The sequence below is a fragment of the uncultured Subdoligranulum sp. genome (assembly GCF_963931595.1).
In the GTDB taxonomy this organism is placed as follows: domain Bacteria; phylum Bacillota; class Clostridia; order Oscillospirales; family Ruminococcaceae; genus Gemmiger.
On the sequence record NZ_OZ007030.1, the window covers coordinates 824,175 to 843,649 of the forward strand.

Below are 19,475 nucleotides of genomic sequence, written 5' to 3' on the forward strand. Positions count from 1 at the left end.
GAAGGTTCCGAGTTCGCCTTTTTCCTTTATGGCGGTCCGCCGCCCATCCAAGACAGAAAGGAGGTTCCGTATGGCCACCATCGACAGTTCCATTCAATATCTGAAGGGCGTGGGCCCTGCTTTTGCCAAAAAGTTTGAAAAACTGGGCATCCGCACCATCCGGGACCTGCTGCTCTGCTATCCCCGCAAATACATCGATTATACCCAGCCCTACACGGTGGCTTCGGCCCCCTACGATGTGGACTGCTGCGTCAAGGCCACCGTGCTGCAGAAGGAGCCTGCCCGGCGCATCAAGGGCGGACGGGTGCTTAGCCGGGCGCTGGCCGCCGATGATTCCGGCGTGCTGATGCTGTCCTGGTTCAACGCTTCCTATGCAGCCGACAAGCTGATCGTGGGCGAAACCTATTATTTTGAAGGAAGGGTCGGCGGTACGCTGACCCACCGGGAACTGCTGCACCCGCTGGTGCGCACCGAAGCCCAGGTGGCAGCCAGTCCCTTCGTGCCGGTCTACCATGGAACCGAGGGCTTGCCGGCATCCCGGCAGGCCAGCTGTGCCCAGGCGGCACTGGCCTACGTGGGGGAGCTGAAGGACCCACTGCCGGCGGAACTGCTGACCCGTTACCGGATGCCCAACAAGGCCCAGGCGGTGCGGGCGGTCCATGCGCCCCGCAACCAGGCGGATCTGGCCGCAGGCCGTCGCCGCCTGATCTTTGAAGAACTGTACCTGCTGCAGATCGGCATCTTTCTGCTGCGCAGCCATGACCGCCGGGAGACCAGCGCCCCCATGCGGCCGCTGAATCTGGCCCCTTTCTGGGGTAGCCTGCCCTATGCGCCCACCGGCGCCCAGCGCCGTGCTACCGAGGAGATCACCCGGGATCTCTGCGGCAAGGTACCCATGAACCGTCTGCTACAGGGGGATGTGGGCAGCGGCAAAACGCTGGTGGCGGCTGCGGCCATCTGGTTCGCCGCCCAGAATGGCTGGCAGAGTGCCATGCTGGCGCCCACCGAGATCCTGGCCCGGCAGCATGCGGTCACACTGGCGGACCGGCTGGAGCCCTTCGGCATCAATGTGACGCTGCTGGTGGGCGGCATGAAGGCCAGCGAGAAGCGCATCGCCCTGGCGGCCATCGCCGACGGCCGGGCGGGTCTGGTGGTGGGCACCCATGCGGTGCTCACCGAGTCGGTGGTGTTCAAAAACCTTGGCCTTGCCATTGTGGACGAGCAGCATCGCTTCGGCGTGCGGCAACGGGGACTGCTGGCCGGCAAGGCGCAGAGCCCCCATCTGCTGGTCATGAGTGCCACACCCATCCCGCGCACCCTGGGCCTTTTGATGTACGGCGATCTGGATATCTCGGTGCTGGACGAACTGCCGCCCGGCCGCAAACCCATCAAGACCTGGTTCATCAACGGCAAAAAGCGGCGGGATATGTACGGCTTCCTGGATAAGCAGATCGAAGCCGGGCATCAGGTGTACATTGTCTGCCCGGCCATCGAGGAGAACGAGCTGGACACCGGCATGCAGGCGGTGAACAAGTACTATACCGAGGTGGCCTGCGCCATGCTGCCCCACCGGCGGATCGGCCTGCTCCACGGCAAGATGAAGCCCAAGGAGAAGGACGAGGTCATGCAGCAGTTCAAGGCCGGGGAGCTGGATGTGCTGGTCTCCACCACCGTCATCGAGGTGGGGGTGGACGTTCCCAACGCCACAGCCATGGTCATCGAGAATGCCGAGCGGTTCGGCCTTTCGGCGCTGCACCAGCTGCGGGGCCGGGTGGGCCGGGGTGCGGCGGACTCCTGCTGCATCCTGATCTCGGACAACGAAAACGATTCGGTGCGGGAACGTCTGCGCTTTCTGTGCCATACCTCGGACGGCTTCGCGGTGGCAAAATACGACCTGGAAACCCGGGGCCCCGGCGACTTTTTCGGCCAGGCCCAGCACGGTCTGCCCACCCTGCGGGTGGCGGACCTGGTGCAGGATACCCGCACGCTGCGGGTGGCCCAGGACGAGGCCAAGGCGCTGCTGGCGGAAGATCCCAACCTGACGGATCCGGCCCACCGGGCCCTTTCCGACGAGGTGGAGCGGCTGTTTGCCACGGCCGGGGCCATGAATTAAATCCCCGAATCCCTTTTATTTCCGGGGAAAGTTTGCTATACTAAAAGATAAATCGGAGAGAACCAACCCTGAACAGAGGAACCACATGCTTATGAAACGATTCTGGGCACTGTTTTGCACCGTTGTGCTGACCTTTGTGCTGGTACTGCCGGTGGCGGCGGAAGGGGAGAGCAGTGCACTGTCTGCCGACGCGCCGGAACTGACGGCCCCGGCGGGCTATGTTGTCAATCTGGACACCAACATTGTGGTGTACGACAAGAACAGCGATACCCAGCTGCAGGCGGCCAGTCTGACCAAGATGATGACCTGCCTTCTGATGCTGGAGCAGTATCAGGACCAGCTGGACACCATCACGGTCACGGCGCCCAGCTATATCTATGACCTGATCTGGGAGAAGACCACCAACGCCTCCACGGCGGATATCCGCAAGGGGGAGACCCAGACACTGCGCAATCTGCTCTATGCCATGCTGCTGCCCAGCGCCAACGAGGCAGCCTATATTGTGGCGGACTATATGGGCGGCGGCAGCATCGACAACTTTGTGGCCATGATGAACGACGAGGCGGCGGCCATCGGCTGCACGGGCACGACCTTCGCGGACCCCTGCGGTCTGGATGAACGCAACGTCACCACGGCCAAGGACGCCTACCTGATTCTGCGGGCCCTGACGGCCTACGACGTGGTGGGAACCGTCATGGCGACGGCCAGCTATGACATGGGCACCAACGACCGGTATACCACGCCCGGCACCTATATCATCCAGAACACCAACAAGATGATCTCCAACACCAGCTACTACCGGGCCTACACCAAAGGCGGCAAGACCGGCAGCCTGGGCGAATGGCAGAACTTTGCGGGCTGGCACAGCCAGGACGGCGAGAACTACATCAGTGTGTTGCTCAACGTGCCCAACTCCACCGATGAGGAGGGCGGCCGTCCGGCGCTGCTGGAGACAGGTACGCTGATGGACTGGGTCTATGCCACCTATACCATTGCCCCTGCGCTGGATACCACCCAGCCCATCACCGAGAGCCGGGTGGTCTACTCCACCCAGACCGATACCGTCATGCTCTACCCGGCGGACGATATGATGACGCTGCTGCCCCGGGAGGGCGGTGCAGCGCTGACCGAGCAGGTCTTCAACCTGCCGGACCACCTGACGGCCCCCCTGAAGCAGGGGGACGTGGTGGGCACCGTGACGCTGACCATCGAAGGAGAGAGCATCGGTACGGTGGACCTGATTGCAGGCAGCGACGTGGACCGCAACCAGATGTTGTATACGATTTCCCGTGTGGGAGAGTTCTTCTCCAGCACCTATTTTAAAGTGGTCATCATGCTGACGATGGCGGTCATTGCCGTCTATGCGTTTGTGTGGGTCCTGTCCATTCTGGGCGTCTGGAGCCGGGAAAGTGAAGACAAATAAAGCCGGAAAAATCCATCAGGAGGAAAAGACCATGCTGGATGTAAAACGTAATCTGACGACAATGACGGACTTCTATGAGCTGACCATGTCCGCCGGCTATCTGGACGAAGGGTATGAGGACAAGGTAGCGGTGTTTGACATGTTCTTCCGCCGTGTTCCGGACGGAGGCGGCTATGCGATCATGGCCGGCCTGCAGCAGTTCATTGACGCGGTGGACAATCTGAAGTTCACCGACGAGGACGTGAACTACCTGCGCTCCACCGGCGTCTTTGACGAGAAGTTCCTGCACTACCTGGAAACCTTCCAGCTGCACTGCAACATCTGGGCCATTGAGGAGGGCATGCCGATCTTCCCCCAGGAGCCCATCGTCACGGTGGAAGGCCCCGCCATCGAGTGCCAGCTGCTGGAGACTCTGCTGCTGGTGACCTTCAACCACCAGTGCCTCATCGCCACCAAGGCCAACCGTATTGTCCGTTCGGCCGCGGGACGCCCGGTGATGGAATTCGGCTCCCGCCGCGCCCAGGGGTATGACGCCGCCTACTTCGGCGCCCGCGCGGCCTACATCGGCGGCTGCGGTTCCACCTCCTGCGTCATGGCGGCCCGGGATTTCGGTATCCCGGCCTCCGGCACGATGGCCCACAGCTGGGTGCAGATGTTCCCCAGCGAATATGAAGCCTTCAAGAAGTATGCCGAGATGTATCCCGACGCCTGCGTGCTGCTGGTGGATACTTACAACGTGCTGCGCCACGGTGTGCCCGATGCCATCAAGGTGTTTGACGAGGTGCTCAAGCCCATGGGCAAGCGCCCCAAGGGCATCCGCATCGACTCCGGCGATATCGCTTATCTCTCCAAGAAGGCGCGCAAGATGCTGGATGAGGCCGGATATCCCGACTGCACCATCTGCGCCTCCAACAGCCTGGACGAATACCTGGTCCGTGACCTGATTCTCCAGGGCGCCCGGGTGGACAGCTTCGGCATCGGTGAGAATATGATCACCGCTAAGAGCGATCCGGTTTTCGGCGGCGTCTACAAGCTGGCCGCTGTCAAGGAGGAGGACGGCAGTTATACCCCCAAGATGAAGCTGTCCGAGTCGGCGGAAAAGGTCACCATTCCCTGCCTGAAAAAGGTGTGGCGCATCTATGACGAGGACGGCAAGGCGATGGCTGACCTCATCACCATGGCCGATGAAAAGGTGGAAACCCAGCACGGCATCACGCTGTTCGATCCCATCGAGACCTGGAAAGAGTGCACCTATGTCCACTGCACGGCGCGCTGCCTGTCCACGCCCATCTACGAGAACGGCAAGCGGGTGTATGAGAGCCCCAGCCTCGACGACATCAAGAAATTCTGCAAGGCCCAGGTGAATACCCTGTGGGATGAGGTCAAGCGTTTCGAGAATCCCCACCGCTACTATGTGGACCTGAGCCAGAAGCTGTGGGATACCCGCAGCGCCCTGCTGAAAAAACTGTCCAAATAAATTCATTACAATCGGGTTACAAAACAAACCTCCTGCGCATACTAGGGTCAATACACCGGTAAGCGCGGGAGGTTTTTATGTTGGAACGGATGAGCTTGTTTGTGTTGGGCGGCGGGGGATACCTGGGCATCGAACTGGCCTGGCGGGGCAGTACCCACTGGACGATGTTTCTGGCGGGCGGACTTTGTCTGTGCTTTCTGCAGGCGCTGGCCTCCCGGCGGATGGCCCTGCCTCTGGCAGCAGGGGTGGGTGCCGTGGGTGTCAGCGGCCTGGAGGCCGTGGTGGGGGTACTGTGCCGCCGCTTCCTGCACGTGGCCGTCTGGGATTACAGCGCCGAGTGGGGCAATCTGGCGGGGCTGATCTGCCCCCGGTACTGCTTTTACTGGTTTTTGCTCTGCGGCTGGGTGGTGGCGGTGCTGCGCCTGGCCAGCTGGACGACAAGCAGTCCCTTTTATCGTACTAAAAGAGCGGCTATGAAGACATGAAGTCCTGATTTTGGGACCGCCGATGCTGTATACTGAAAGCATCCAAACAGAAAGGCGGTATCCAACCATGACCCAGCAGTTCAGATATGTCGGCGGTCACATCGAGGTCTATTCGGAGGGCGGCGAGTTTCTCTTCTCGGCAGACACCATGCAGGAGGCGTGGGAGGAACTGTCCGCGTAAGGCGTACAAACGCAACGCTATTATGTACAATATGCCGAAATAGTGGAAAATATACAAATAACTTTTGTAAGTTTGTACAAAGTGCATCTTGCAAAAGACGGACTTTTTCCGTATAATGAAGACAGAAAACAGAAAGGAGATGGGGTTGCATGTTGAAGCTGCATACCCTGGCGGAATGGATGCACGGATTTCTGGATCCGGATCGTCCGTACGGCTTGCCGGAGGAGATGTACAACGACGTGATCCCGTCGGGTGTACACACCTACAACCGTACCGATCTGTTCTGACAACCCATTCATCCCCACGCAAGCATGCCCCGTGCCGATGCCTTTGTGCATCGGCACGGGGCATTTTTTGCTTGTATTTTTTCGCAAAAAAGGGTATTCTAATACTGTTACTGTAAGAAGGCCGGTGAGGGTGCGCCGGTTCGTCAAAAGGAGTATCCGCATGAAACTGATTACTTTTACTGTGCCGTGCTATAACTCGGCCGCGTATATGGACCGCTGCATCGAGACGCTGCTGCCGGCGGGGGAGGAGGCCGAGATCATCCTGGTGGATGACGGCTCCACGGACGACACCGGCAAGGTGGCGGACAGCTACGCCGAAAAATATCCCACGATTGTGCGCGTCATCCATCAGGAGAACGGCGGTCACGGCGAGGGTGTCAACCAGGGCATCCGCAACGCCACGGGACTGTTTTTCAAGGTGGTGGATTCCGACGACTGGCTGGACACCGAGGCGCTGGCCAAGGTGATGGAGGTGCTGCGCCGTTTTGCTAAGGCCGAGACGCCGCTGGACCTGCTGATGGCCAACTATGTCTATGAGCATGTGGCGGATAACACCCGCAACGTGGTGGACTACACCGGCATCCTGCCGGAGAACCGGGTCTTCCACTGGGATGAGATCGGCAAGTTCCCGCCGGACAAGAACATCCTGATGCACAGCGTTATCTACCGCACCGAGGTGCTTCGCGCCAGCGGCATGGTGCTGCCCAAGCATACCTTCTATGTGGACAATCTGTTTGTCTACCAGCCGCTGCCCCAGGTCAAAACGATCTACTATCTCAATCTGGATCTCTACCGGTATTTCATCGGCCGGGACGACCAGAGTGTCAACGAGAAGAACATGATCAAGCGGGTGGACCAGCAGCTGCGTGTCACCCGGCTGATGATGGAAGCGGTGGATCTCTTTGCACTGCCCCCCGAACAGGACAAGCTGCGCGCCTATATGTTCAACTATTTCTCCATGATGATGGCCATTTCCAGCATCTTCCTGGCACTGGACGGCAGCGAGGAAGCCCTGGCCAAGCGGCAGAAACTGTGGGATGACCTCAAGGCCCACGACGAGCGGCTCTATCGCCGGTGCCGTCATTCGGTGGCCCAGGCTTGCAACCTGCCTGGGTGGCTGGGCTGCAAACTGAGCATTGCCGGGTACCGTATTGCGCAGAAGCTCTTCAAGTTCAACTGATGGGGGCCGCCATGCAGCAATACAAGACCATTCTGTTTGATCTGGACGGCACGCTGACCGACTCGGCGCCCGGCATCCTTAACTCGGTGCGCCATGCCTGCCGGAGGCTGGGAATGGATGTGCCGGACGAGGCCACACTGCGCCGATTTCTCGGCCCGCCGCTGCCCTCCTCCTTCCGAGATTACCTGCACTTGAGTGAGACGGATGTGGCCCGTGCGGTGGCAGCGTTCCGGGAATATTACCCTGAGAAGGGCATCTTTGAAAATGAAGCCTTTCCCGGCATTCCCGAATTGCTCCATGATCTGAAAAAGTCCGGCAAAACGGTGGTGATGGCCACCAGCAAGCCGGAGGTGTTTGCCCGGCGCATCATGGAACACTTCGCTCTTGCGGACTGCTTTGACGCCATCTGCGGCGCCACCATCGACGAGACCCGCACCGAAAAGGCGGAGGTGGTTGCCTATGCGCTGCAGGCGGCGGGCATCACCGACCGGCAGAATGTGGTGATGGTGGGTGACCGGGAACACGATGTGAAGGGCGCGGCCCGCAACGGGCTGCCCTGCATCGGGGTGCTCTACGGCTACGGCGACGCCGTGGAACTCACGGCGGCCGGCGCGGTGGCCCTGGCTCCCACCGTGGAGGATCTGCGCCCGCTGCTGTTGGGATGAAATCAAGAACTGCGAGCCTGCGTTCCGGTGTATCCGGGACGCAGGCTTTTTTTCAAATAATCATACCATAGAGGCCTGTTTTGTGCTATACTGGGATTGTATTTCAAAACAAAGAGGGAAACAAACCATGTATCAATTGGGAGACGATAAAATCGAAGTCCGGGAACTGCTGGTCAAGGCGTTCGCCAGTGCGTGGGAGTGCAGTGACAAGCATGTGGACCGGGATACCTATATCAACAGCAGCATCAATGTGATTGATTCTTTGCAGGTGGGCCCTGAGATGATCTACGGCGAGGAAGGCCAGGGGCTGCTGGAGGGAGAACTGGACCATTTGCCGGATCTGCTGCGTGCCGACGGCATGTGGGTGTACTACGAAGTGCCGTCCGAGAATTTCTTCATCCTGACCTGGATGACCGATGCCGAGAAGGCCGAAGCTAAGGTGGCGTCGCTGCAGGGAGAAGAGGGCAGCCTTGCCTGCGTGGTGGACCTGAAACAGGAGTAGCACCGCGAAGCATAACCCAATCCGACAGGGAGGAAAGGAGGGGCGCCCATGAAGCGGGAGAACATCCATCTGCCGCAGGATGTGGTCTGGCTGCTGCAGACGCTGCACCACGCCGGATACAGTGCCTACGTGGTGGGCGGCTGCGTGCGGGACAGCCTGCTGGGGCGCCGCCCGGGAGACTGGGACATCTGCACGGCGGCCCGCCCGGATCAGATGCGTGCCCTGTTTGCTGACCGGCAGCTGATTCTGACGGGGGAAAAACACGGCACGGTGGGGGTGGTGCTCCACGGGACACCCTATGAAATCACCACTTACCGGCTGGACGGCAACTATCAGGACCACCGCCACCCCGACCGGGTGCAGTTTGTGGGCGAACTGGCCCAGGACCTGGCCCGGCGGGATTTCACCATCAATGCCATGGCCTACGCCCCCGATGAGGGTGTGATCGACCTGTACGGCGGGCGTCGGGACCTTGCAGCGGGTATCATCCGCTGTGTGGGAAACCCGGAGGCCCGTTTTGCCGAGGATGCCCTGCGCATTCTGCGGGCGCTGCGCTTTTCGGCGCGGCTGGGCTTTACGCTGGAGGCGGGGACGGAAACCGCCGCCCGGGCAGCCCGGGACAGTCTGCAGACGGTCAGCGCGGAGCGGATTTATGCCGAACTGGACGGCCTGCTGATGGCCCAGTATGCGGGCAAGACGCTGGCAACCTATGGCGAAATTCTGGCCGGCGCCGTGCCGGAAGTGGCGCCCTGCATCGGCTGCACACAGCCGGGGCGCTGGCATTGCTACGATGTGTGGCAGCACACGGCGGCGGCGGTTACAGCACTGGATCTGCGCGGCCAGGACACCCGGGGCGCCCGGGTGCTGCGCTGGGCCACTTTCTTACATGACATTGCCAAGCCCCTCTGCCGCAGCGTGGGCCCGGACGGGGCCGCCCATTTCAAGGGGCACAACCAGCGGGGGGCGGTGGTGGCCCGCACGATTCTGCGACGCCTGAAGGCTCCCAGCTATCTGCTGGAAGGGGCCATCGGGCTCATTGCCATCCATGACGCGCCGCTGCCCACCGGGGACACCGCCATTCTCAAATGTCTGAACCGCTACGGGGCGGTGTTCCTGCGCCGCCTGTGCGCTCTCAAATATGCCGATCTGGATGCCCACGCCCGCACGCCGGAGGTGGCCTGCCGCCGGCAGGATGTCACGGTGTTTGAAACCCGGATGACCGAACTTTCCAAGACGGGCTGCTATACCATCCGGCAGCTGGCAGTCAATGGTTCCGATCTGATGGCCGCCGGACTGCCGGCCGGGCCGGAGGTAGGGCACCTGCTGCACGGGCTGCTGAACGCGGTCATGGAAGGACGTATTGCCAACGAGCGCACGTCGCTGCTGCAGGAAGCGCAGCGGATGATGGGCGATTCCTGAATATTTTATTCTGCAGTATTTTTACAGGGAGGTTTTTGCTATGATTGAAAATGAAGTTTTGTCCGCCATCAAGGCGCGCCGCAGCTGCCGCGCCTATCAGCCGGAGCAGATCAAGCCGGAGGAACTGGATGCCGTGCTGGAGGCCGGTACCTGGGCACCCACGGGCATGAACCGTCAGAGCCCTGTGATCGTTGTGGTGCAGGACAAGGAAACCCGCGACAAGCTCTCCGCCATCAATGCCGCCATCATGGGCAGCAGCGGCGACCCGTTCTACGGTGCGCCCACCGTGCTGGTGGTGCTGTCCGACCGCAGCGTCCACACCCACGTGGAGGACGGCTCCCTGGTGATCGGCGATCTACTGCTGGCGGCTTCCAGCATCGGACTGGGCTCCTGCTGGATCCACCGCGCCAAGGAAACCTTTGAAACCGAGGAGGGCAAGGCGCTGCTGCGCAAGTGGGGCCTGGATCCCGACAAGTACGAGGGTGTGGGCAACTGCATCCTGGGCTATCCTGCGCCCGGCGGGGTCAAGGCCGCGGCACCGCGCAAGGCCGATTATGTGGTGAAGGCATGATTCTCGGCATCGGCATCGATTTGTGTGACGCCCAGCGCATCGAGAAAAGCCTGGAGAAACCGTCTTTCTGCGACTATGTGTATGCACCGGCCGAACAGGCCCTGCTGGCGGGACTTTCCGGCAAGCGCCGGGCAGAGACCGCCGCGGCCAATTTCGCCGCCAAGGAAGCGTTCCTGAAGGCGGCCGGTACCGGGCTGGGCGGCTTCGCTCTGTCGGAACTGGCGCTGCTCCGGGCGGAAAACGGTGCGCCTTATTTTGAACTGCAGGGCCGGGCGGCGGCCTGGGCCACCCAGCGGGGACTGACGGTTCATGTCAGCCTGACCCACGAGAGGGGCCTGGCCAATGCCATTGTCCTGCTGGAAGAACACCGACCCAAAGGGGAGTGACCGATGGCTGTCAGAACACCTCGCGCCAGCAATCTGGAATTGCTGCGGATCCTCTGCATGCTGTTCATCATCGGTGACCATCTCACCGGGCAGGGGGGCATTGCGGATTACAGCACACTGTCCTCCTCCTTTGCCTTCTGCCTGATCGGCTGCGGTTCCCGCATCGCCTGCAGTATCTTTGTGCTCATCGGCAGTTGGTTTTTGTGCGAGCAGCCCTTTGCCACCCGCCGACCGCTGTCGCTGTGGCTGTCCCTGTGGCTGTACACGGTGCCGGTCACGCTGCTCTGCGCGCTGGGCGGCTTGCCGGTGTCTTTCGGCACGCTGCGGTGGGCGGTTTTCCCCGCCTCCACCCGGCAACTCTGGTTCATCTCGGACTATCTGGTGCTGCTGGTCTGCATGCCGCTGCTGGCCCGTATGCTCCATGGGTTGTCCCGCGGAGCCCACCGGGGGCTGTTGCTGGTGCTGGCAGTGCCGCTGGTTCTCTATCCCACGCTCTTTGCCGAGGACGGTATCGTCAGCGATCTGTCTTGGACATTCCTGTATGAATATCTGTTGGCAGCCTATCTGCGCCGCTACCCGGACAACCGCCTGAGCCGCCTGCTGCGTCACCGCGCCCTGGCACTGGCCCTGGGCATCGGTTTGCCGCTGCTCAACACGGCGGGCCGCGCCTGGCTGGAATGGCAGGGCTGCACCGACGGCAAGGCCTTCCAGTACATTGCCTACTACCGCACCGGTCTGGGGGCACTGCCCAATCTGCTGGCGGCGCTGGCCCTGTTTGCCTTTTTCCAGACGCTGAACCTGGGCAGCCGGCGCTGGGTGAATGCCCTGGCCGGCACCACGCTGGGGGTCTATATCCTGCACCAGGTGCCGGCGTTCCGGGATTTTCTGTGGAACGGCATCTTCCAGGCCCAGGCACACCGGGGCTCCGTGCCCTACACCCTGTTTGTGATCGCGGCAACCTTTGCGGGGTGCGCGTGTGTGGATGCGCTGCGCACCCGGCTGGTGCTGCGCCCACTGTACGGCAGCCGGTGGTTCCGAAAACTCTGTGACAGGGGCGACGCCCTGGCCGCAAAAATACAGCTTCATGATTAAAAGGACCTCCTCCCGCTTATACTAACAGTATGAGACGAGAGGAGGTCTTTTCGATGGAAGTGCACAGAGGGGAAGTCTTTTACGCCGACCTGAGCCCGGTGGTGGGGTCAGAGCAGGGGGGCATCCGGCCGGTACTTATCATTCAGAATGAGATCGGGAACCGGCACAGTCCCACCGTCATTGCGGCAGCCATCACCAGCCGGCAGGACAAAAACCGGCTGCCCACCCATATCAGTGTGCGGGCCGACCGTTGCGGACTGTCCAAGGACAGCATCGTGCTCACCGAACAGATCCGTACGCTGGACAAACGCCGCCTGCGGGAGCGGGCCGGGCGGATTCCCCCCGACGACATGCGCCGGGTGGACGAAGCGCTGGGGGTCTCCATGGGGCTGGAGAGCCAGAACACCCATGAGGACGGCGGCTACTTTTGACAACAAAAATCCCTCCGGGACACTGGTTCCGGAGGGATTGCCGTATCAGAGAAAAATCAGAACGCCACTTTCTTGGCGATGTAGTCCTTCAGCTCGCTGATGGGCAGACGGACCTGCTCCATGGTGTCGCGGTCACGGATAGTGACGCAGTTGTCGGCAGCCACTTTGTCGTCGCCCACGGTCTGGAAGTCCACCGTGATGCACAGCGGGGTGCCGATCTCATCCTGACGGCGGTACCGTTTGCCGATGGAACCGGCGTCGTCGTAGTCCACCATGAAGTCCTTGGCCAGCTCGTTGCGGATTTCCATGGCCTTGTCGCCCAGCTTCTTGGACAGCGGCAACACTGCGCACTTGAAGGGAGCCAGAAAGGGATGCAGATGCAGCACGGTGCGCACATCCTCCTTGCCCTTGGCGTCCACCAGGTGCTCCTCGTCGTAGGCCTCGCACAGGAAGGCCAGCGCCACACGGTCGCAGCCCAGGGACGGCTCGATGACATAGGGAATGTAGTGCTCGTTGGTCTCGGGGTCAAAGTACTCCAAGCTCTTGCCGGAGGCTTCCTGATGGCGGCTCAGGTCGTAGTTGGTGCGGTCGGCAATGCCCCACAGCTCGCCCCAGTCGGTGAACGGGAAGGCGTACTCGATGTCGGTGGTGGCGCGGGAGTAGAAGGCCAGCTCGGCAGCCTCATGGTCACGCAGACGCAGGTTCTCCTCCTTGATGCCCAGGCTCAGCAGCCAGTTCTTGCAGAAGTCCTTCCAGTAGGCGAACCATTTCAGGTCGGTGTCGGGCTTGCAGAAGAACTCGCACTCCATCTGCTCGAATTCGCGGGTACGGAAGGTGAAGTTGCCCGGCGTGATCTCGTTGCGGAACGCCTTGCCCACCTGGCAGACGCCAAAGGGCAGCTTGCGGCGGGTGGTGCGCTGGATGTTGGCAAAGTTGACGAAGATGCCCTGGGCGGTCTCGGGGCGCAGGTAGCAGGTGGAGGAAGAATCCTCGGTGACGCCGATGGCCGTCTTGAACATCAGGTTGAATTTACGGATGGGGGTGAAGTCGTGCTTGCCGCAGACGGGGCAGACCACCTCGGGATGACTGGCGATGAAGGCGTCCATCTCGTCGAAGGTCATGGCATCCACGTCCACATTCTTGCCCTGCTCGCAGTCGGCGATCAGCTTGTCCGCGCGGTGACGGCTCTTGCAGGCACGGCAGTCCAGCAGGGGGTCAGAGAAGCTGGCCACATGGCCGGTGGTCACCCAGGTCTGGGGATTCATCAGGATGGCCGCATCCAGGCCGACGTTATAGGGGCTTTCCTGGACGAATTTCTTCAGCCAGGCCTTTTTGACGTTGTTCTTGAACTCAACGCCCAGAGGACCGTAGTCCCAGCTGTTGGCCAGGCCGCCGTAGATTTCGCTGCCGGGGTAGATGAACCCGCGGTTTTTGCACAGGTTGACGATCATGTCCAGGGTCTTTTCACTGTTCTTCATGTATAATACTCCTTCCGCATGGCTGGCTGCCACACAAAGCGATTTGCTGCGCCGCACCAATCGGGCGCAATGTACTTATTATAGCATAGGCCAAAGGCCCGCACAAGCGCTGCGGCACAAAAGCGGTTGAAAAGAACAATCTGTATTGGTATAATGAAAAATCCGACGCGCCCGAAGAGCTGTCGGATAAAAATGATGATACTTCTGTGCGCTTTTGTCTACAGGAAAAACGGCGTACTGCCCCGGGGTAAGACCCCTGCGGCACCGCAAAACAACCGTTCAGCACAGCTGGCGGGCGATCTGGCGGGCCAGCTCGGGCAATGCGGCAGGGTCCAGCGGGGTACGGGCAGACAGCCGGGCCAGTTCGGCCTGGACCCGGGGCACCTTGCGGGCGGGAATGCCCAGCGCCAGCAGGGCACCGCTGTCCAGGGGGCTTTTGCCCGGATCGTTTCCCAGGCGGGAGACCGCCAGCGGATCGTGACTCCAAATCCATTGTGACATACTTCCTGCCTCCTCAGCGGCCCAAAACGCCGGATTTTGAAAATCTTTTCTGCCATTATACCAAAAATTTCAAAAAAGTGTTTATTTTACTGCAAAAAAATATTATAATTATAAAAAACTTTTGTACAAGAATAGCCGCTCCGAAACGGTGCGGACTTTGTTTGAGGTGAAGGCTCATGGTATTGAACATGTTTGACCCGAAATTGCTGGATGGCGTCAAGACCGTACATTTTATCGGTTGCGGCGGATCCGGGACCTATCCGCTGATTCAGATCCTGCACAGCCATGGCTTTGCCATCACCGGGTCTGATGTGGAAGAAACCAAAAACACCGAGGCGGAGCGTGCCCTCGGCGTCAAGGTGACGATTGGCCACGATGCCGCCAATCTGGGGGACGCCCAGCTGGTGGTGTACAGCGCCGCCATTCATGAGGACAATCCCGAGCTGCAGGCCGCCAATGCCCGGGGCATCAAGACGGTGGAGCGCAGTGTGCTGCTGGGCTATGTGAGCCGGATGCATCCCCAGAGCGTAGGCGTGGCGGGTACCCACGGCAAGACCACCACCACCGGCATGATCACCACCATGCTGGAGCTGGCCGGACGGGACCCGGCAGCTGTGATCGGCGGCAAACTGCCGCTGATCGGCGGTTACGGCAAAGCGGGCAGCGGGCAGAGCGCCGTCATCGAGGCCTGTGAATACCACGAGACCTTCCTGCACCTTACCTGTGCGGTGGGGGTTATCCTGAACATCGATAACGACCATCTGGAATACTACGGCACCATGGGACAGCTGAAGCTGGCGTTCCAGAAGTTCGCCCTTCTGTCCCACACGGTGGTCTTCAACATGGATGACCACAACACGCTGGATGTGGTGAACAGCATCGACCGTCCGGTGCTGAGCTTCGGCATCCAGGAGGAGGCGCGGTTCCGTGCCGTCAACGTGGCGGAGTACAAACCCGGCTTCTATGAGTTCGACGTGCTGGAAATGGGCGAGAACTTTGCCCACATCCGGCTGAGCGTGCCCGGCTACCACAACATCTACAATGCACTGGCCATGTGCTGCTGTGTGCGTCCGCTGGGGCTCCGTCCCGAGGATGCCGTCCGTGCAGCCGAGTCCTTCCACGGGACCGGCCGCCGCTTCGAGATCAAGGGCGAGTGCAACGGGGCGGTCATCGTGGACGATTACGCCCACCATCCCACCGAGCTGGCGGCCACGCTGAAAACCGCCAAGGGGCTGGGTTACCAGCGGGTGATCGCGGTGCATCAGCCCTTTACCTACAGCCGCACCAAGATGCTGATGGACGACTTCGCCAATGTGCTGCGGGAGGCCGACCAGGTGGTGCTGCTGCCCATCATGGGCGGCCGCGAGGAAGATGACGGCACGGTCAGCTCCGAGCAGCTGGCCGCCAAGATCCCCGGCAGCGTGGTGGTGGATGGCCTGGAAGGTGCCGCCGACTGGGTCAAACAGCATGCCGGCAAGGGGGACCTGGTGGTCTGCATGAGCTGCGGCGATCTGTACAAGGCCGCGGACATGATGGTCGGCAAATAATTTCAGAACAAGCGGCAGGCGGCCTGAATGTCGCCTGCTTTTTGCTGTGCGGCTACACATCTTATCCAAAATGGTGTATACTAAGGCAAAACCACAAAAGGAGAATCTGTCTATGAACCAGCACTATCTGCAGCTGTATGCTGATTTTGTTGTGAAGGTGGGCGTCAACGTGCGCCCGCGCCAGAATTTTATCGTCCGCTGCCCGGTCACCATGCCGGAGTTTGCCCACGCCTGTGTGCGCGCCGGCTACGAAGCGGGGGCCAAGCGGGTCATCGTCCGCTGGGAGGATGACAAGCTCACCCGCCTGAATATGGAACTGGGGCAGGAGGCGGACCTCTGCGAGATGAAACCCTACGAGCTGCGCAGCTATCTGGACTATGCGGAGGACCCGGACGGCTGCTGCACGCTGGCCATCCATGCCGACGACCCCGAGGCGCTGGCCGGACTGGATGCCGGCAAGGTCAACCGGGTGAACCTGGCACGGCGCACCTTCATGAAGTCCTGGCAGGAGTACACCATGAACGACCGCGTGCAGTGGTGTGTCATTGCGGTGCCGGCGCCGGGCTGGGCGGCCAAGGTGTTCCCCGATCTGCCGGTGGAGGAGGCCGTGGAAAAGCTGTGGGCGGTCATCTTTGATGTCTGCCGGGTTTCCACGGGGGACCCTGTCACGGCCTGGAAGGAGCATGTGACCAAGACGGCCGCCCGCCGCGACCAGCTCAATGCCTGGGATCTGGACTATGTGCACATCACCAGCGGCAACGGCACCAACCTGAAGGTGGGGCTGGCCCAGGATGCCACCTGGGAGGGAGCTTCCAGCAAATCGGAGAAAGGCATACAGTTCATCGCCAACGTGCCCACCGAGGAAGTTTTCTGCGCCCCTGACCGCAACCGGGTGGAGGGTGTTGTCTACGGCACCAAACCCTATGTCTACAACGGACAGCTCATCGAGGGCTGGCACGTAACCTTCAAGAATGGCCAGGTGGTGGAGCATGGCGCCGAGAAAAACGCCGATCTGCTGGCCGAGCTGCTCTCCACCGACGAGAACTCCAACCGCATCGGCGAGATTGCCCTGGTGCCGGCCTCCAGCCCCATCAACCGCAGCGGTGTGCTCTTCTTCAATACCTTGTTTGATGAGAATGCGGCCTGCCATATCGCTTTCGGTGCCGGCTATCCCACCAACATCCGCGGCGGTGCCTCCATGACCCGGGCCCAGCTGATGGAGAAGGGCCTCAACGATTCCGCCATCCATGAGGATGTGATGATCGGTGCCGCCGACAGCCACATCACCGGCGTGACGAAATCCGGCGAGAAAGTCACCATCTTCGAAAACGGCGAATGGGCCTTCTGATTTTCTATCCATAACGAAGCCCCGGACGGTTCAGCACGAACCGTCCGGGGCTTTTTCAGGAGGCGGCAGCGGCAAAGACTTCCGCAAAGCGCGGAGCCAGCCGGTCAAAATCCCAACTGCCGTCAGGGTCTGTCCACAGCACGGAAAGTACCCGGCGGCCCTGCACGAGGATCAGCTGCCGGAAAACACCCTTCCCGTCGCTGTAGGCATAAGCGGCATCCATCCCGGCCAGGGGCGGCAACGGTTGCGGTTCCCCGGCCAGGAAGGCATGGTTTTCATGCAGGTCACCGACCAGAAACCGTGCCAGCCAGGGGGAGCGGGTATCATAATATTGCACGGAAAGGGAGGTATCCCACGGAGATTCCCCGTCCTCCAGAATAACTCCTCTTTCGCTGTATTCCAGAATGACGGGCGCCAGCATGGAATGCCGTTTCTCCAGCGTGTTGTATCCGTCGTCCTCCTGCACCAGCGTGCCGTCGGTCAGGTCCTGCAGCGTGGCAAAGGGGAGGGAACCCTGGTAGTTTTCCAGAGGCTGTCGGGAATCCATCTGCACGAGGGTTCCGAAAGCAAGCACCATCACCAGGGAAAAGGCGCCCAGGGTGATCCCACGGCTGATGCGGTAGACCCGTGCGGTGGCATGCCAGTTCTTCCGGTGGTCCGGCGGATAACCCCGGCCCAGGCGTCGGCTCAGCCGGAAAATATGGTATACATCCCGGGCGGCAAGGAACAGGGCGCCGAAGATATACAGGTATATGCAGCAGGAAAGCAGCGGCATCTCCACCAGAAGCCGCGCCAGGCGTCCCCAGCCGTTCAGAAAAAACTGCAGCGCAAGAACGAGGAATCCACCCACCAGGGACCACCAGGCGCTGCGGCGGGCCATCTTCAGGCTCAGCGCCTGGACGGGCGGGTCGGTGTGCAGTTCGGGGGCCTGGGGATCCCGGCAGGCATACAGAAAGAATTCCTGCTGGGAACAGACAAACTCCCAGCCGTATTCGGAGTAGAGGGCCTTCTCGGCGGAAAGCGGCTCGGTGGGGACTGTGTCCAGCCAACCGCCCTTCAGCCGGGCCGCAGTCAGCCGGTAGCGCACAGCGCAGGGTGTGCCCCGGCGGAACCGGGCCAGCGTCCGGCCCAGCTTCTCCACAAACAGCCCTTCGGCGGCCATGTCGGTCAGCCAGCTCTCGCAGGCCTCCACCTCATAGCACGGGCAGGGCACCAGACGGTATACGGTCTCCCCGTTGAGCAGTTTCATCCCGGTCCTCTCCTTTCGTCAGACGGGCGGGGGCGGTGATCTCGGCCCGGGCGGCGTCGTCCAGGCAGCGCTGCAGGCGGGCGCGCTCTCCTTCGTAGGCGGCCTTGCCGGCGGCGGTCAGGCGGTAGTAACGTTTGCAGCCCACGGTGCCTGCATCGGCCAGCAGGCCTTCCTTTTCAAAGCGGGCCAGCAGGGTGTAGAGGGTGGCGGGGCCTAGCCGCACGGCGCCGCCCGAGATCTGTGCCGCCCGGGCGGAAATTTCGGCGCCGCAGGCATCGCCCTGCTGGAGCGCCATCAAAAGATAGAACATGGACTCGGTCAGATTTTCCATGGCCTGTTTGGGCATCGGCAAACACCTCGTGTAACGATATCGTTTAATGATATTGTATAACGATATCTCTGAAAAGTCAACGATTTGCCCGCCTCCGGGCAAAAAATGGCCTGTAAAAGGCATTTTTGCTGTCGTTTTTCTGCGGCAGGGGGTTGCAATTCCCGCGGGGGTGTGGTATATTTTTACTGTTCGATGATGATTTTATTGGAAAGTGGGCCGTCAAGGTCCGCTTTCTTTTTGTGATAGGGAACAATTAAGGAGCGTTGGCATGGCAAAACAGCAAAACAGCGGCGGTGCGGCCCGTACGGTCGAAACGCTGGTGCGCCCCACGGTGGAAGGCATGGGCCTGCGCCTGTGGGATGTCCGTTTTGAAAAGGAAGGCCCCGACTGGTTTCTGCGGGTGCTGATCGACCGGGATGAGCCGCTGGATACCGATACCTGCGAAGCCGTTTCCCGTGCGATCGACCCCATCCTGGACGAGGCGGATCCCATTGACCAGAGCTATTATCTGGAAGTGGGCAGCCCCGGGCTGGGACGGCGGCTGACCCGCCCCGAGCACTACGAAGCGCTGCGCGGGCAGAAGTGCGCAGCCCACCTGATCCGCCCCGATGAGGCGGGACGCCGCGATGTGGCGGGCATCCTGCAGGGGCTGGATGTCGACGGCAATGTGACCCTGGCAGACGGGGAGGAGACCTACACCTTCCCGGTGAAGGCTGCAGGGTACGTCAAACTCTGCGATGATGAAGACCTGTTTGGCTGAGCGCCAAGTTCTGTATTTGTGTACTGAAACCTATATTGGGAGGAAACCG

The 19,475-nt window shown here is 61.0% G+C and carries 20 protein-coding genes; 16 read left to right on the forward strand and 4 right to left on the reverse strand.

Annotated features, from left to right (window positions below; translation table 11 throughout):
- Nucleotides 1–28: 28 nt before the first annotated feature.
- The 13 genes from recG (at nucleotide 29) to ABGT73_RS03955 (ending at nucleotide 12,212) form a co-directional block, all read left to right on the forward strand.
- Nucleotides 29–2,113 (forward strand): ATP-dependent DNA helicase RecG, encoded by a 2,085-nt coding sequence (gene recG / locus ABGT73_RS03895; protein WP_346668519.1) that lies wholly within the window; start codon nucleotides 29–31, stop codon nucleotides 2,111–2,113.
- A gap of 91 nt (nucleotides 2,114–2,204) precedes the next feature.
- Complete coding sequence (locus ABGT73_RS03900) at nucleotides 2,205–3,536, forward strand: serine hydrolase (RefSeq protein ID WP_346668520.1); 1,332 nt, start codon at nucleotides 2,205–2,207, stop codon at nucleotides 3,534–3,536.
- A gap of 31 nt (nucleotides 3,537–3,567) precedes the next feature.
- Nucleotides 3,568–5,013: a nicotinate phosphoribosyltransferase gene (locus ABGT73_RS03905; RefSeq protein WP_346668521.1), complete on the forward strand. Its 1,446-nt coding sequence runs from the start codon at nucleotides 3,568–3,570 to the stop codon at nucleotides 5,011–5,013.
- Nucleotides 5,014–5,090: 77 nt separating this feature from the next.
- Nucleotides 5,091–5,498 carry a putative ABC transporter permease gene (locus ABGT73_RS03910; RefSeq protein WP_346668522.1) on the forward strand — a complete coding sequence of 136 codons (408 nt, stop codon included), beginning with the start codon at nucleotides 5,091–5,093 and terminating at the stop codon, nucleotides 5,496–5,498.
- 330 nt (nucleotides 5,499–5,828) lie between these two features.
- On the forward strand, nucleotides 5,829–5,966 hold the full coding sequence (locus ABGT73_RS03915; protein ID WP_007046666.1) for a hypothetical protein: 138 nt from the start codon (nucleotides 5,829–5,831) through the stop codon (nucleotides 5,964–5,966).
- A gap of 160 nt (nucleotides 5,967–6,126) precedes the next feature.
- Nucleotides 6,127–7,146: a glycosyltransferase gene (locus ABGT73_RS03920; protein ID WP_346668523.1), complete on the forward strand. Its 1,020-nt coding sequence runs from the start codon at nucleotides 6,127–6,129 to the stop codon at nucleotides 7,144–7,146.
- Nucleotides 7,147–7,157: 11 nt separating this feature from the next.
- On the forward strand, nucleotides 7,158–7,811 hold the full coding sequence (locus tag ABGT73_RS03925; protein ID WP_346668524.1) for an HAD family hydrolase: 654 nt from the start codon (nucleotides 7,158–7,160) through the stop codon (nucleotides 7,809–7,811).
- A gap of 127 nt (nucleotides 7,812–7,938) precedes the next feature.
- On the forward strand, nucleotides 7,939–8,313 hold the full coding sequence (locus tag ABGT73_RS03930) for a hypothetical protein (protein ID WP_346668525.1): 375 nt from the start codon (nucleotides 7,939–7,941) through the stop codon (nucleotides 8,311–8,313).
- A 48-nt stretch (nucleotides 8,314–8,361) separates the two neighbouring features.
- The gene (locus ABGT73_RS03935; protein ID WP_346668526.1) at nucleotides 8,362–9,732 is read left to right on the forward strand and encodes a hypothetical protein; all 1,371 of its coding nucleotides are present in this window, start codon (nucleotides 8,362–8,364) and stop codon (nucleotides 9,730–9,732) included.
- A gap of 40 nt (nucleotides 9,733–9,772) precedes the next feature.
- Nucleotides 9,773–10,303 carry a nitroreductase gene (locus ABGT73_RS03940; protein ID WP_346668527.1) on the forward strand — a complete coding sequence of 177 codons (531 nt, stop codon included), beginning with the start codon at nucleotides 9,773–9,775 and terminating at the stop codon, nucleotides 10,301–10,303.
- On the forward strand, nucleotides 10,300–10,689 hold the full coding sequence (acpS, locus tag ABGT73_RS03945; protein ID WP_346668528.1) for a holo-ACP synthase: 390 nt from the start codon (nucleotides 10,300–10,302) through the stop codon (nucleotides 10,687–10,689). The genes ABGT73_RS03940 and acpS overlap by 4 nt, the downstream gene beginning before the upstream one ends.
- Nucleotides 10,690–10,692: 3 nt before the next feature.
- Nucleotides 10,693–11,781, forward strand: coding sequence for an acyltransferase (locus ABGT73_RS03950; protein ID WP_346668529.1), 1,089 nt, complete (start codon nucleotides 10,693–10,695; stop codon nucleotides 11,779–11,781).
- A gap of 53 nt (nucleotides 11,782–11,834) precedes the next feature.
- Nucleotides 11,835–12,212, forward strand: coding sequence for a type II toxin-antitoxin system PemK/MazF family toxin (locus tag ABGT73_RS03955; protein ID WP_007046656.1), 378 nt, complete (start codon nucleotides 11,835–11,837; stop codon nucleotides 12,210–12,212).
- 56 nt (nucleotides 12,213–12,268) lie between these two features.
- Here ABGT73_RS03955 and ABGT73_RS03960 read toward each other — a convergent pair whose 3' ends face one another.
- The gene (locus ABGT73_RS03960) at nucleotides 12,269–13,690 is read right to left on the reverse strand and encodes a glycine--tRNA ligase (RefSeq protein ID WP_346668530.1); all 1,422 of its coding nucleotides are present in this window, start codon (nucleotides 13,688–13,690) and stop codon (nucleotides 12,269–12,271) included.
- A gap of 279 nt (nucleotides 13,691–13,969) precedes the next feature.
- A complete protein-coding gene (locus tag ABGT73_RS03965) occupies nucleotides 13,970–14,191 on the reverse strand; it encodes a hypothetical protein (RefSeq protein WP_346668531.1) in 222 nt (73 codons plus the stop codon).
- Nucleotides 14,192–14,367: 176 nt separating this feature from the next.
- Between ABGT73_RS03965 and murC the strand changes: the two genes are divergently transcribed.
- Entirely contained in the window at nucleotides 14,368–15,738 is a 1,371-nt protein-coding gene (murC, locus tag ABGT73_RS03970; protein WP_346668532.1) for a UDP-N-acetylmuramate--L-alanine ligase, read from the forward strand.
- 112 nt (nucleotides 15,739–15,850) lie between these two features.
- Complete coding sequence (locus ABGT73_RS03975) at nucleotides 15,851–17,086, forward strand: aminopeptidase (RefSeq protein ID WP_346668533.1); 1,236 nt, start codon at nucleotides 15,851–15,853, stop codon at nucleotides 17,084–17,086.
- Nucleotides 17,087–17,141: 55 nt separating this feature from the next.
- Here the strand turns inward: ABGT73_RS03975 and ABGT73_RS03980 are convergent, their stop codons facing one another.
- The gene (locus ABGT73_RS03980) at nucleotides 17,142–18,335 is read right to left on the reverse strand and encodes a DUF2812 domain-containing protein (RefSeq protein ID WP_346668534.1); all 1,194 of its coding nucleotides are present in this window, start codon (nucleotides 18,333–18,335) and stop codon (nucleotides 17,142–17,144) included.
- Nucleotides 18,280–18,681 (reverse strand): PadR family transcriptional regulator, encoded by a 402-nt coding sequence (locus ABGT73_RS03985; RefSeq protein ID WP_346668535.1) that lies wholly within the window; start codon nucleotides 18,679–18,681, stop codon nucleotides 18,280–18,282. The genes ABGT73_RS03980 and ABGT73_RS03985 overlap by 56 nt, the downstream gene beginning before the upstream one ends.
- A gap of 253 nt (nucleotides 18,682–18,934) precedes the next feature.
- On the opposite strand from ABGT73_RS03985, the gene rimP reads away from it, so the two are divergent.
- Nucleotides 18,935–19,426, forward strand: coding sequence for a ribosome maturation factor RimP (rimP, locus tag ABGT73_RS03990; protein WP_346668536.1), 492 nt, complete (start codon nucleotides 18,935–18,937; stop codon nucleotides 19,424–19,426).
- The last annotated feature ends 49 nt before the right edge of the window (nucleotides 19,427–19,475 follow it).